Below are 13,031 nucleotides of genomic sequence, written 5' to 3' on the forward strand. Positions count from 1 at the left end.
TCAAGGCTTCTCGACAGCAGGCACGACGGCCAGCGGCTGCGACTTGCCGCCCACTTCCACCGTCACGGGCATGTCCGGATTGACCGAGTCGATGTGCATGCTGGTCTCGGTGCCGGTGCCGAATTCCATGTCGCTCGGCGCCTGGTACGGCAGGTTGCGCACGATGCGCGGGGTGATCGAGAGCACCAGCTCCGATTTGCCCACGGTGTCTTTGTTGCTGCCGAACAGCCGGCCCAGACCCGGCAGGTCGCCAAGGCCGGGGATCTTGTTGCCGGTGGACTGGGTGTCGTTGCGCACCAGGCCCGCCAGGATCTGGGTTTCGCCGTCGTGCAGACGCAGGGTGGTCTGGGCGTTGCGGGTGTCGACCTGAACCGGGATGGTTCCGTTGCGGGTGGCCTCCAGCGGTGTGGCGTTACTCACTTCCAGGGCAATCTTGATCGCCACTTCATTATCCAGGTGAACGATCGGGGTCACCTCCAGTTTCAGACCGACGTCAAGGTAGGTGATGCTTTCGGTGATGACCGGGCCCTGGGTCGAGGGCACGGAGGTGGCGCTGATGATCGGCACCCGCTGACCGATGTGGATGCGCGCCTGTTCACGGTTGCTGACGCGAATGGTCGGGCTCGCCAGGGTGTTGACGTCGTTGTCCTGGGCGTTGATTTTCAGCTGTGGCGATGGCGAGATCGAAATCCGGCTGGAGTTGATGCCGCGCAACTGGTTCAGCACGTTCACCGCCGTGCCGTCGCTGTTGATGATGCCGAAGGTGCTCGGCCATTGCAGGCCCAGATCGAGGATGCGCTGACGGGCCACTTCCATCACTTCCACCTCCAGCACCACTTCAGGGTTGGACTGGTCCTGGGAGAAGAACAGCTTCTCGGCCATGCGAATGGCGTCCGGGGTGTCGCGCATGGTCAGGGTGTTCAGGCGCTCGTCGATGAACACGTCGCGGGTCTTGAGCATGGTCTTGACCATGTTCAGGGCGGTGTTGGCATCGGTGTTGGTCAGGTAGAAGGTGCGCATCACCAGCTCCTGGTAATCCTTGAGCTTCTGCGGCGAATCCGGGTAGATCAGCAAGGTGTTGTCGTTTACCACCTTCTGGTGCAACTGGTTCTGTTGCAGCAGCAACTGGATGGCGTCCTCGATGCGTACTTCGCGTACGAAGATGGTGGCCTTGAGGTCAGCGCGCATGTCCTTGTCGAAGATGAAGTTCAAGCCCGCCACCTGGGACAGCACCTCGAAGATCACCTTGAGGTTGGCGTCGCGAAACTCCAGGGTCACCGGCCGGTCCAGGCGAGTCTTGAGCTGTGGATAGGGAACGGCATTGCGCGAGCGCAGCAGGTCGACGTCTTTCTGCAACTGCTGGGCGCCCTCGTGGCGCGGGTCCAGGGCGAGCACGGCGCGGGCCTGTTTCTCGGCACCGGTCACGTCGCCGCGGCGCAGGCTGGTCTGGCCCTGCACCAGCATGTTGTTGATGTTGCGCATCTGCTCCAGCAGGTACAGCGCGTCACGGGCCCGGCCATTGTTGGGCTCGATGGCGACCACTCGCGAGTAGTCGATGGCGGCGCTGTTGAAGTCCCGTTGCGAGCGCTCCGAATCAGCCTTGGTCAGCAGGGTCTTGACCGCACGGGCCTTGGCCGAGGTCAGCTGAATGCGCAGGGTGGCATCGCGAGGTTTGGCATTGACCGCTTCCTGCAACTTGGCAATGCCCTCTTCGTATTTGCCCTCCTCGATCAGGTCCTGGCCAATCGCCCGGTTAATGTCCGACGCACAGGAAGACAACAGCACTCCCAGCACAATGATGAAGCCCAGCAACAACGCGTTCGACGACAACCGCAGCGGACTCATGGCGCACTCCCTACAGACAAGGTCTGAGCAAACTTCAAGGGCAGATAGACGAGGCTCATTTCAGTGGCCGAGATGCGATCGATCTTGTAGGTTTCGTCGATCACATCACCGGCCCTGACCACATAGAGCCGTTCTCCGTTTTGCAGAAACACCTGCAACTGCTGGCTGTCTTCCAGCTTGCCAATGAACTGGAACGGAAGCGGTGGTGCTGTGGGCACCGATGGGGCTACAACGGCGTTGTCCAGAGCGGCCTGCTGTTCGGCGCTGATCACCGGGGCGACGTACCAGCTCTGGGTGGCGAACAGGTCGACCTGGGGCACCACCACTTTTTCCGATTTCTCTGCATCGCTGGCAACGATCGCCCGGGCCCTGGCGATGGCTGCCTGCTGCCTGGCGGCGACCGGTTGCACGCTGCTGGCAGCGTCCTGGGTCGACTCGCCGAAGAATTGCTCGGGCATCCAGGCGATCAGCCCGCAGATGCCGAAAAACGCGATCCAGCCTGTTACGCGACGATTGTTCATCACGACCTCGACAGGTAAAGGGTCATGCGGATGCGCCCGGACAGCTCGGTATCAGCGATCCGTTTGCGTTGGAAATCCACGTCCTCGACCACCACGGCGGGCAGTTCGGTCAGCAGCGCGTGCAGGAAGCGCCGCAGTTGCGGGTAGTTGCCGCGCACGGGCAGCAGGATCTGGTAACGGGCCAGTTGGGTCTTGGGGTCGATGCCCAGCGCGTATTCGCCGCGGGCCAGGTTGATCTTTTCCTTGCTGGCCATCGCGTAGATGCGGTCGATGACCGTGGTCGCATCCAGTTGGGTCGGCAGGGCCTTGTGGAACTCGTCCAGTTGCTGGGAGGGCACGACCGGCAAGGTGGCTGTGCCATTGGCGACCTTCTCCAGAAACTCGTTGGCCTTGTGGCTGTTCTGGCGCAGGGTGTCCAGGGACTGCCAGTCCGGCAGCAGGCCGAACACCCCGTAACCCAGCACCAGCGCCAGCAGCGCCGCGCCTCCCAGGCCAGGCAGGCCTGCCCGTTGAACGTGTTCGCGCAGAATCAGGCTAGGGACGGACATCGCTCACCTCCCAGGTGGCCAGCAGGTTGAACAGGATCGGTTTCTGCGGCGAGTTGGCGACGATCTCGTGATTGACCAGCGACACGTCACGCAGCTCGGGGCTGTCTTGCAGTTGCCGGTGGAAGGTCAGCATGGCCTCCAGATCCCGCGCCTCGGCGGTGATCCGCACCTGGCCCTTGCGCGCATCGGGGGTCAGGGTGAGCAAGGCGATGTCCTTGCCGCGCAGGGTTTCCAGCGCGGCGAACAAACGCTCCCAGGGGCGGCGCAACTGGGCCGACACCTGTTTCATTTCCAGCAGGCGCAGTTCCTGCTCACGCTGCTGGGCCGGTGTCAGGCTGCTGACCGTGCCGCCGGTGTGCACTTGCAGCTTGCGCTGGGCGTGGCCGAGCAGGTTCTGTTCGTCCTGAATGTCTTGCCCGACGATGTGGGCGCCGGTGGCCACCGTCACACCGAGCACCAGACCCAGTACCAGCACGCTCCAGCCAAGCCGGCTGCCGCTGCGTTGCGGTTGGAATTCCAGATTGAGATCGCGCATGTCAGTTCACCGCCGCTGCCATGATGTGCAACGGGTCCTGGATGTCGCTCTCGCCTGACGGCAATTCCAGGGTCTGTACGCCGAGAATCTGCGGCGCGTCGTGATGACGGGCCGGGGCGTGGACGAACAGGTCCACCGGCTTGTCGCCGTTGAGCCCGTGCAGCTCGCTCTCCCGGGCGATCATCGAGCCCAGGGCGGCGTCGCTGTCGGCAATGCGCAGCGAGCGCACCGCCGACCAGCGCCCTTCCCTGGCCAGCAGCAAGGTGCTGCGGCCGGGCTCTGCGACCACGAACAGGAAATCGCGATTGCCGAAACTCTTCTGGAAGCGGTTGAAGGCGCTCATCAGGTACGGCTGGACCGACACCAGGCGCAGGCTGCGGGCCTTGACCATCTCCCGCAGCTGGGTCAGCAGGGCCTGTGGCAGGCCCACCGCGATACGCGGCATCCCGGCACTTTCGGGCGACAGGCTCAGGGCCCAGGGCTCGGGGGATTTGCCGAAGGTGTCCTCGAACACGGCGCTGGCGTAGGCCTGGAGTTCGTCCGGGGTGTGGATGTGTTCGCTCCAGGGAATCAAGCCGAAACGGCTGTAGTGGCTGGACAGCAGAACGGTCAGCCGCGCGCGGCCCTTGACGTGTTCGCCCAGCAGGCGTTGCAGGGTGTCGAGGGCCAGTGTCGGGGTGCCCTGGCGATCGGCGATGAACCCGGCGCTGCCCAGCCATTTGCGGCCAAGGGCGTCGCAGCGGGAAAGACCGACGCCATTGGCGCCGATCACGGCCACGTAGTGATCACGAAATGAAAGTGACACGATTGATCTCCTCCAGCGTGGTCCGGCCATCGCGCACCAGTTCCAGAGCCGAGCCGCGCAAGAGGCGCAGGCCACGGCTGCAGGCGTAATGCTTGATCTGGGAAATGGGGCTGCGCTCGACGATCATCTGGCGAATCTCGTCGTCAAGGTGGAGCAGTTCGGCAATCGCGGTGCGGCCGCGATACCCGGTGCCACGGCAGCGGCCGCAACCGGCGCCGTGAACGAAGTGGTAGTGAGCGCTGTTCTCGGCGGTCAGCCCCGAGGCGCGCAGTTCGTCCTCGCCGGGAGTGACCGGCACCGCGCAACCGCTGCACACCAGGCGGATCAGGCGCTGGGCCAGCACGGCGTTGAGTGCCGACACGAAGCTGTAGGGGTCGACTTCCATCTGGGTGAAGCGGCCGATCACGTCGAACACGTTGTTGGCGTGGATGGTGGTGAACACCAGGTGGCCGGTGAGCGCCGACTGCACGGCGATCTGCGCGGTATCGGGGTCACGGATCTCGCCGACCATGATCTTGTCCGGGTCATGGCGCAGGATCGAACGCAGGCCGCGGGCGAAGGTCAGGCCCTTCTTCTCGTTGACCGGGATCTGCAAGACGCCGGGCAACTGATACTCCACCGGGTCTTCGATGGTGATGATCTTGTCCACGCCGTGGTTGATCTCGGTGATCATCGCGTACAGCGTGGTGGTCTTGCCCGAGCCGGTAGGCCCGGTCACCAGCACCATGCCGTAGGGTTCGGCGGCCAGGCGGCGCAGGCTGATGAGGGTGGCGTCTTCAAAACCCAGCGCTTCCAGGCGCACGCCGCTGACGCGGTCGGCCAGGTCCTGTTTGTCCAGCACCCGCAGCACGGCGTCTTCGCCGAAGATGCTGGGCATGATCGAGATCCGGAAGTCGATCTGCCGGCCATTGATGCCGATCTTGAAGCGGCCGTCCTGGGGCACGCGTTTTTCGCCGATGTCCAGTTCGGCCATCACCTTGATCCGCGAGATCACCTGGTCGGCGAACTCGGCGCCCTGCACCTTGCTGATGTTGTTCAGCACGCCGTCGATGCGGTATTTGATGACCAGCCCGCTGCCGGTCACGCCCAGGTGGATGTCACTGGCGTGCATCTTCAGCGCGTCGTAGAGGGTGGAGTTGACCAGCTTGACCACGGCACTGGCGTCTTCGCTGATGCTGGTCAGGGACAGGGTTTCCAGGGCGGCGAACTCGTGCTGTTCGTCGCCGTGGGTGTCCAGCGCGGCGACCGCGTGGAAGCCCTCTTCCTGGCGGGCCAGGTAGGCAGCAAGGTCCGCAGCGTGGCACAGGTACAGCGCAGCACCCTGAAGGCATTCGTCGATCCAGGCCAGGCGGCCATCATCGAAGGGGTCGGCGAACACGCCGATCAGCGCGTCCTCGTGGCGCAGCATGACGAATTCGCGTTTCAGCGCCTGGGCCAGGCTGACCTGTTCGAATTCCGGGGTGCACTTGAACAGGCTCGACGCATCCAGCACGGGATAGTGCAAGGTGGCGCCCAGGGCGCGGGTAAAGGCGGCAGGCTCAAGTTCAGAAAGGCTTTCGAGCGCCTCGATCGGGCGTTCGCTTGCAGCGGCGGCGCGTTCCCTGGCGGCGGCCAGGAGGCTGCCGGGAAAACGGCTGGGTAACACGACTGGCAAAGCCAGCGGCGGTCTCTCGACTACGAGCGTAAGACTTTCCATCGAATGCACTCCCGGACCCCAAAAAAGGAACCACACATTCGACGCGCCTGACCTTCCCTGGCCGGTTTGCCGTTCCCGGAGGATCTATGTCCCCCGGACCCGGCTAGAGTTTGCCCTCCCCGTCAACGACCGCCTTTTCGCTGTCAGGCGACGGGGTCTGTCTGTTGCCACGACGATCCGAGTGAACCCAGGTACCGTCGTACAACTGCAACGGGAAAGTCTCTGCCGGGCTGTGCCGCCGCTCGATGAACCCGGCCGCCTGAGGCGCCTTGTTCGCCGACCGTCGCTCAGTACCCAACAAGTCACAGACAGCTCGGGCGAGTTCCGCCAGCGGAAACGGCTTGAACAGAATGTGGCTGACACCCAGATCGGTGGCTCGACCGCAGACTTCGCTGGTCGGATGTCCCGTGATCAGAATGAAAAAGCAGTCCTTCTGTTTGCGTACCGCATCGAGTACCTGAAACCCTTCCATATCGGGTAAGCGAAAATCGAGGACAACCACGTCCGGCCCGAAACCTTCTGCAAGGTCGATGGCACCAGCGCCATCGTTCGCGACCCGTACATCCAGGCTCTTGGCCTCCAGATACGACTGGAGGTTCTGCGCCAGGATCTGTTCGTCCTCTACAACCATCACTTTGTTTAACAAGGTGGACTCCTGAATTCGGGACAGGTCCTGTGGCCCGGTCTGGGGAATGCCGCCTTGTAGTGGTACAAGAGCACTGTTCATGCCAGACCCTCCTCTGCAAAATGGAATCGCCCATGCCATTGATTTTCATCGACAAAAAACAAAGCGCACAGGCACAACCGCAACCCCACTACCGGGGGCATCAACCAGCGCTTACCGGATTTGCCCCCACTTTCGGGGAAAACCCGGGTCATCGCTCTGCCACCCGTTCTATCTTGCTCGCCGCTCGCAGCCGTTGCAGCGCCGACCGGGTCGCCTCGCCCTGTCGTTGCTGCTCCAGGGCATGGCGCGCCATGGCCAGGCCCTGAGTATCGCTGATCACGCTATCTTCGACTGTGTTCTCAACTTTTATCAAATGCCAGCCATAAATGGTGCGCACCGGCTCGCTGACCGCTCCTGTCTTGAGACCGAACGCTGCGTCTGCAAATTCCGCCACCATGCTTTCACGAGAAAAATAGCCCAGATCTCCGTCGTCGGCTGCCCGGGTATCCTGGGAGTACTGCCGGGCCAGTTGGGCGAAGTCCTCACCCTTGAGAATCCGCGCCCGCAGCTGCAGCGCCTGGCGATGGACGTCCTCGGCCTTTTCGACATCGGCGTTGGGTTCGACCAGCAGCAGGATGTGCCGGGCATGGATGCGCGGCGACGCCTGGCGATAGAAGGCCTGCACATCGGCCTGGGGCACCGCGGCCATCTGGCTCAGATCGGCGAGCATGCGCTGGCTGGTCAGTTCGCGGCGCAGGTATTCCTTGAAGGTGACGCTGTTGAAGCCTGCGTCTTCCAGGCGCCGATTGAAGATTTCATCGGAGGTGAATTCATTGCGCAGCGCCGTGTAGTTGTCCTGAACGCTCTGGTCGTCAACGTGAATGCCGCGCTTGCTGGCTTCCTGCCACAGCAGTTCCTTGTCGATCAGGTCGTCCAGCGCCGCACTGCGCAGGCGGTTGTAGGCGATCGGGTTGCGGATCGAACCGACCATGCGCCCCTGGGCCTGCAAGTAATCGACGAAGTAATGCTCAAGCTGCATCTGTCCAATCTCCACGCCGTTGACCCGCGCCACGGCCATTTCCCCAAATGTGGGGTCTGCCACGGCCTCGGTGCGTCCCACCGTCAGCAGCAGACTGGGTAACACCAACGCCAACATCATTAACAACAGCTTGAGCTTCATGGCGAAATCTCACTTCAATTGGCAGCGTTGACCCTGACATAGGGGCTTATCAGTTCGAATCGCTGCTGCTGCAAATCAACGGTCACCACGTGGGCACCCGACATGCCCAACCGTTGCCCCGGCCCGAACCCCAACAGTGGAGTCAATCCGGTCTTCACATCGTGCAACCCCTCCAGCGCCTTGATCAGCGGCTCGCGGGCGGGATTGCGACCGATCTGTCGCAATGCCTCGGCCACCAGCAGCACTGAGCACCAGGCGTCCACCTGCAACACCGCGTACTGGCCCTTGAGGCCACTGCGCTCGCGCACCGAAGCGAGCGCGGCCTTGCCTTCGGCGGTCCAGTCACTGGGCACGAACGGGTACGCCAGGAACAGCCGACGGGAAAACACCCCGGGCAAGTTCCAGACATCCCCCGGCGCTTGCGCGGAAGTCGCGAACAGGTACGGCGCCTGCCCGGCTTCCTGCAACGCTTCGGCCATGGCGCGCAGGTCATCGGGGCGGCCGAGGAAGAACACGCCCTGGGCAGGATCGCTCGTCACGTCCCCCGCCAGCCCGCCACCCGCCACGTAGACCCGCAGATTGACGTCGCTCCAGCCCTGTTCATTGAGGTGCTGCTTGAGCCCTTCGGCCTGGGTGCGCTCCAGAGGGCTGTCTTCGTAGACCACCATGACTTTCTGGCGGGTCAGGTTCAGATGGCTGGCGGCGTAGTCGGCCAGCGCCTGCAACTGCCCGCTCATGCCCGGCAGCGGCTCGAAAATCATTGGGCTGTCCTGTTGCAGTCCCAGCAAGGACACCGAGCCCACTAGCGGTAGATGGGCCTGTTCCAGCAACCCGGCCAGGCGGCTGTCCAGCGCCGGAGCCAGCGGTGAGATCAGGGCGAACACGCCTTTTTCGCCGCTCAGGCGCTTGAGGGCGAGTTCGGCGCTGGCGGCATCGGGGCCCGGGTCGACGATCTCCAGTTCCAGCCGGCGGCCGTGTATGCCGCCTGCGTCGTTGATCGCGGTGAGCGCGCCGACCAACACCGCCGCCACGGTGTCGCCCAGCGGCGCCAGCGCCCCTTCGGACGGCAGCAAGGTGCCCAGGCGCAGGGCCTTGGGCTGCACGCCGGGGTCTGCGTCGTCTTCCAGGCGTTTGAGATAGGCCAGCAGATTGGATTGATCCTGGCTGGACATGACGAAGCGCGGCATGGCCGGGTCCAGGCCCTGGCCTGCGGGATCGATGCCTTCGATGATCGCGTGGGAGAAGCCGCTTTCGCTGTACGGCGGTCGGCTGCGCCCTGCCCTGACCTGCTGCGCATAGGGTGCACTGAGCCTGCGCCAGGTGATGTCCGGCGGACGCACGCCGCCTTCCGGTCGCCCGCGCCCGTCGCTGCCATGGCAACCGGCGCAGGGCACGGTGGCTGCCGGGATCGGGGTGCCCGACAGGCCGATCCGCGCCGACACTTCTGCCCCGCTCGCCGACACACCCTCGCGGTACAGGCGCTTTCCTGCGGCCTCGGACGGGCTCAGCTCCAGGGCATGGGCTGTTCCGGTCAGGCACCACAGCAGGCTGAACAGCGCCAGCGAGGTCTTCATGGTCTGCTCCTCAACGCCCGGCCACAGGCAGGGTCAGAAACTGCAAGCGTTGCGCGATGGCATCGACCGGTGCGTCCGGGCGGATCTTCGCCCAGCGCTTGGTCGCCACATCGCCCACGATCAACTGCGTCGAATGCTGCTCGGGGGTTGGAATGATGTGCCCCAGCCTGCCGAGCACCAGGTCCATCTGCTCCTGGGTGCCGGTCAGGAATCGCCAGTTGGGGCCGTCCACCCCGTGTTTGGCCGCGAAGGCCTTGAGCACCTGGGGCGTGTCACGTTTCGGATCGCTGGTCAGGGTGATGAAATACACCTTGCTCGCCAGCGGCTCGCCCATGGCCTGGCGCACGTCCTTGAGCTTGCGCGTGATCAACGGGCAGGCCTCGTCGCAGTGAGTGAACACCACGTTGAGCAGGACCAGCCTGTCCTTGAGTTCGTCGCTGTAGAAACGCACGATGTTGCCGTCCTGGTCCTGAAGCGGCGTGTCGGTGAAATAGGTCAGCGCGTCATGGGTGCCGCTGGACGGCGGCGCGACCTGCACCGGTGCAGCCTTGGCCAGCGTCGGCTCCACATGGCCATCGTGGGCCCAGGCCAGCGGCATCGCCACGGACAAGACCAATGCCCAGCCCCACCGCCAATTCTGAAAACACCCCATTCCCTGTGGGAGCGAGCTTGCTCGCGAAGACGGTGCAACATTCAACCCATCGGTATCTGACACGACGCCGTCGCGGGCAAGCGCGCTCCTACAGGGTTGGTGGTGTGGTTGAGGCATTGCGGCACAGGCGCAAAGAACCTGTAGGAGTGAGCTTGCTCGCGATGGCGGTGCAGCATTCAACCCATCGGTGTCTGACACGACGCCGTCGCGGGCAAGCGCGCTCCTACAGGATTGGTGGTGTGGGTGGGAGCGGGTCATGGCTGATCCCCCATCACATAGGTCCCGTGGCGCACGGGCTTGGACACGCGGTCGGCGCGCAGTTGTTCGACCCGCTCGACCAGCAGCGCCGGGTCGGCAAAGCCGTAATAGCGGGTCCAGTGGCTGCTACGGCCATCGCCGACCATGATCAGCGGCGGATGGTTGGCAGGGTCCGCAGTCCAGGTGCCCAGGCCCTTGAGGGTTTCGTTGACCGCCTGCGGGGTTCCGGTCAGCCAGGCCCAGCCCGGGCCGTTCTGGAAGCGGTTGGCGTAACTGAGCAGGCGCGCCGGGGTATCGCGCAGCGGATCGACGGTAATCGACACGATCTGCACTTCATTGCCTACCTTGGCACCCAATTGCTTCTGCACCTTGGCCATGATCGACGACACCACCGGGCACACCGTGGTGCACGTGGTGTAGACAAAGCCCATCACCACGATCTTGTCGCTGACCAGATCGCGCTTGAGGTTCACCGGCTCACCGTTCTGGTTGGTCAGCGACACATCGGCGAAACGCACCACGGCGTTTTCCTGGGTCACCTGTTTGTGTTGTTGCGCATGGTCGGCGCCGCCATGGGCGTACACCTGGGAGGAGCATGGAGCGATCAACAAGGCCAACAGCGAAAAACTCAACAGTGTTTTCATGGCGTCATCCTGTCGGAAACAGATGGGCTTTGGTTATTCAGGTGCACCGGCGACTGATCCACCGGCATCACCCGCAGACTGGCGTAGGACTGCTCGCTGGCCTTGATGCCCAGCGACTCGGAGCGCACGTGCAGGTAATAGGCGCCAGTTTCGGAGAGGTCAGCCTTGGCCTCGTAGATACCGTCGCCGATCTCGGTGGCAAGCACCTCCCGAGGCCGTGAGCTTGGGGCCAGGAAGTAGCGCAGGTAGACGTCCTTGGCACCGGTCATGGGTTGGTCGCCACGGCCATGAACCAGGCGAATGCGGATCGGCACCAGTTGCCCGACGGGCTCGAAGCGCCGCTCCAGCAGGAACGCCACTCGAGGCACGGCCAGGCGTTTTTCCAGCGCCGGGTTGACCTCCACCTGAGCGGTAAAGCAGTGGATCAGCTGCGGCTGGTTGAGCATGAACGCCACGTCGAAATTTCCGGCACTGGGCAGGCGCACCCGCGAGCTGTACACCCCGGGCTCGACTTCCCGCAGGCTGCGGTCGATCACACGCACGGCACGGGCGGCATTACCCCGGTTGAGATAGCCGGACATCGGCGCGTTCATGCCTTCGGCGTAGAAGTAGGTGGTGTTGTCCACCGGGTTGACCACGAACACCGCGTCGTTGTCCCGCGCCTGGGTCAGGCCCGTGGCCAGCGGCAGATCCCCGGCAAGCCTGGGCGCCGACGGGCCGGCTTCGAAAGACTGCAGGATCGGCTGGCGGTCCTTGCCCAGGCTTGCGAGGTTGATCATGGTTACCCGTGGCGAGGCCAGGCCGCGGATGTAGGCGTATTTCTGGGTCAGGGTCAGTTGGAACGGCTCGGGCGAGACTTCCAGGTTATGGATGACGGTGTCGCTGGCCGCGTCGATCACCACGGCGTGGTTGTTGAAGGTGTTGAGCACGAAGCCGTAGCGCCCGTCGCCACTGAAATCCATCGGGCCCAGCCCCTGCTGCGCCGTGATCACCTTGCGCACTTCCAGGCTGTTGGCATCGATCACGGTGACCGTGCCTTGTTGCCCGTCGGCCACATAGACCGCATCCGACAACGGCGAATAGGCCACGGAGAGCGGGTGCGTACCGGTTTTCAGGGTTTTCGCAAGGCTCAGGCTGGCGATGTCGATCACACTGACGGTGCCTGCGTCGCGGCTGCTGACGAAGGCGTAGCGTGAATCCTTGCTGAAGGCGATCTCGTGATGCCCCAGGCCGGTCTGCAGGAAGCTCACGACTTTCATCGTCTGGGTGTCGATCACCGTCACGCCGCTGGCCGCTTCGCTGGGTGCGTTGTTGCCCACCCACAGATAGCGTTCGTCCGGCTGCAGGGCCACGCGCAGCGGATGGGTGCCGGCAGGAATGCTGAGGAGTACCTGGAATTTCTCGGCGTCGATGATCGCCACTTCATCGGCGCCTGGCATCGACACGAACACCCGTTTGTCGTCGTTGGTCGAGGTCCAGTCCATGCCCGGTTGTTTCAGGGCAATGCGGCTCATGGTGCTGGTGATGCCGCCCACCGACACCGTCGGGTCGATCACCGTGGCGCTGGCGTCCTTGTTCAGCACCATCAGGAAGTAGCTGTTGAGGTCCAGCAGTGGCCGCGCGCCGATGGTGCTTTTCAGGTACAACCCCACCCGCGACTTGCATTGCTGGTCATGATTGGCGCCCGCGTCGCTGGCAACGCTGGGGTCCAGCCAGGCGCCGGGGGCGATGCCTGGCAGTGGCTGGCCGGTGGCGGTGTCGGTCACGCTGAAGCGCACGTCGGCGAACATGCCTTCGGTCAGCGGACCGTTGTTCAGCGGTCGCGCTTCGAACTTGACGGTCACCCCGTTTCTGCTCACTTCCCGCTGGTTGGCGACCACGGGCATGCTGGGCGGTGTATCACCGGTACTGGCCGTCACGTCGGCACTCTTGGGGGTGTCACCCGAATGCCCCATCAACGACAGCGTCACCGCCAGCGCGCCTCCTGCAAAAGCCCCTCTGATCCATCCGTTCACGCTGCCCCCCCTTGAGGAACGGTGCGCCATCGCGCAGGTTCCGATGAGTTGTGTCGGGCAGGCCCTGATTCTTGTTGTTGGGCCTGCCGCT

12 protein-coding genes are annotated in these 13,031 nt (G+C 63.8%); all 12 read right to left on the bottom strand.

The genetic code is table 11. From position 1 onward, the window contains the following. The 12 genes from ACIPOO_RS12975 to ACIPOO_RS13030 all read right to left on the bottom strand — a co-directional run bounded on the left by ACIPOO_RS12975 (position 1) and on the right by ACIPOO_RS13030 (position 12,880). Positions 1 to 1,830, bottom strand: a complete 1,830-nt coding sequence (locus ACIPOO_RS12975) for a secretin N-terminal domain-containing protein (protein WP_400607759.1) — start codon at positions 1,828 to 1,830, stop codon at positions 1 to 3. An 11-nt stretch (positions 1,831 to 1,841) separates the two neighbouring features. After that, positions 1,842 to 2,366 (bottom strand): hypothetical protein, encoded by a 525-nt coding sequence (locus ACIPOO_RS12980; protein ID WP_274130700.1) that lies wholly within the window; start codon positions 2,364 to 2,366, stop codon positions 1,842 to 1,844. Next, positions 2,366 to 2,914, bottom strand: a complete 549-nt coding sequence (locus ACIPOO_RS12985) for a GspMb/PilO family protein (RefSeq protein WP_400607327.1) — start codon at positions 2,912 to 2,914, stop codon at positions 2,366 to 2,368. The genes ACIPOO_RS12980 and ACIPOO_RS12985 overlap by 1 nt, the downstream gene beginning before the upstream one ends. Next, the gene (locus ACIPOO_RS12990) at positions 2,901 to 3,449 is read right to left on the bottom strand and encodes a pilus assembly protein (RefSeq protein ID WP_400607329.1); all 549 of its coding nucleotides are present in this window, start codon (positions 3,447 to 3,449) and stop codon (positions 2,901 to 2,903) included. The genes ACIPOO_RS12985 and ACIPOO_RS12990 overlap by 14 nt, the downstream gene beginning before the upstream one ends. A 1-nt stretch (position 3,450) precedes the next feature. Then, positions 3,451 to 4,254, bottom strand: coding sequence for a hypothetical protein (locus ACIPOO_RS12995; protein WP_400607330.1), 804 nt, complete (start codon positions 4,252 to 4,254; stop codon positions 3,451 to 3,453). Further along, positions 4,235 to 5,950, bottom strand: a complete 1,716-nt coding sequence (locus ACIPOO_RS13000) for a GspE/PulE family protein (RefSeq protein ID WP_274130696.1) — start codon at positions 5,948 to 5,950, stop codon at positions 4,235 to 4,237. The genes ACIPOO_RS12995 and ACIPOO_RS13000 overlap by 20 nt, the downstream gene beginning before the upstream one ends. A 103-nt stretch (positions 5,951 to 6,053) precedes the next feature. After that, a complete protein-coding gene (locus ACIPOO_RS13005) occupies positions 6,054 to 6,596 on the bottom strand; it encodes a response regulator (protein ID WP_400607761.1) in 543 nt (180 codons plus the stop codon). 229 nt (positions 6,597 to 6,825) lie between these two features. Further along, a complete protein-coding gene (locus ACIPOO_RS13010; RefSeq protein WP_274130695.1) occupies positions 6,826 to 7,797 on the bottom strand; it encodes a peptidylprolyl isomerase in 972 nt (323 codons plus the stop codon). A gap of 14 nt (positions 7,798 to 7,811) precedes the next feature. Then, positions 7,812 to 9,371, bottom strand: coding sequence for an ABC transporter substrate-binding protein (locus ACIPOO_RS13015; RefSeq protein WP_400607333.1), 1,560 nt, complete (start codon positions 9,369 to 9,371; stop codon positions 7,812 to 7,814). 10 nt (positions 9,372 to 9,381) lie between these two features. Further along, positions 9,382 to 10,023 carry an SCO family protein gene (locus ACIPOO_RS13020; protein ID WP_400607335.1) on the bottom strand — a complete coding sequence of 214 codons (642 nt, stop codon included), beginning with the start codon at positions 10,021 to 10,023 and terminating at the stop codon, positions 9,382 to 9,384. A gap of 254 nt (positions 10,024 to 10,277) precedes the next feature. Next, positions 10,278 to 10,925, bottom strand: coding sequence for an SCO family protein (locus tag ACIPOO_RS13025; RefSeq protein WP_274130692.1), 648 nt, complete (start codon positions 10,923 to 10,925; stop codon positions 10,278 to 10,280). Beyond that, entirely contained in the window at positions 10,922 to 12,880 is a 1,959-nt protein-coding gene (locus ACIPOO_RS13030) for a cytochrome D1 domain-containing protein (protein ID WP_400607764.1), read from the bottom strand. The genes ACIPOO_RS13025 and ACIPOO_RS13030 overlap by 4 nt, the downstream gene beginning before the upstream one ends. Positions 12,881 to 13,031 lie beyond the last annotated feature (151 nt).

It is taken from the genome of Pseudomonas sp. NPDC090201 (genome assembly GCF_044746825.1).
Taxonomy (GTDB): Bacteria; Pseudomonadota; Gammaproteobacteria; order Pseudomonadales; family Pseudomonadaceae; genus Aquipseudomonas; species Aquipseudomonas putida_AD.

Bases quoted from the DNA above. Each gene is read 5' to 3' on its own strand.
- ACIPOO_RS13030 (WP_400607764.1), bottom strand. From the start codon at position 12,880: ATGGGGCATTCGGGTGACACCCCCAAGAGTGCCGACGTGACGGCCAGT.
- ACIPOO_RS13025 (WP_274130692.1), bottom strand. From the start codon at position 10,925: ATGAAAACACTGTTGAGTTTTTCGCTGTTGGCCTTGTTGATCGCTCCA.
- ACIPOO_RS13000 (WP_274130696.1), bottom strand. From the start codon at position 5,950: ATGGAAAGTCTTACGCTCGTAGTCGAGAGACCGCCGCTGGCTTTGCCA.
- ACIPOO_RS13015 (WP_400607333.1), bottom strand. From the start codon at position 9,371: ATGAAGACCTCGCTGGCGCTGTTCAGCCTGCTGTGGTGCCTGACCGGA.
- ACIPOO_RS12990 (WP_400607329.1), bottom strand. From the start codon at position 3,449: ATGCGCGATCTCAATCTGGAATTCCAACCGCAACGCAGCGGCAGCCGG.
- ACIPOO_RS13020 (WP_400607335.1), bottom strand. From the start codon at position 10,023: ATGGGGTGTTTTCAGAATTGGCGGTGGGGCTGGGCATTGGTCTTGTCC.
- ACIPOO_RS12985 (WP_400607327.1), bottom strand. From the start codon at position 2,914: ATGTCCGTCCCTAGCCTGATTCTGCGCGAACACGTTCAACGGGCAGGC.
- ACIPOO_RS13010 (WP_274130695.1), bottom strand. From the start codon at position 7,797: ATGAAGCTCAAGCTGTTGTTAATGATGTTGGCGTTGGTGTTACCCAGT.
- ACIPOO_RS12980 (WP_274130700.1), bottom strand. From the start codon at position 2,366: ATGAACAATCGTCGCGTAACAGGCTGGATCGCGTTTTTCGGCATCTGC.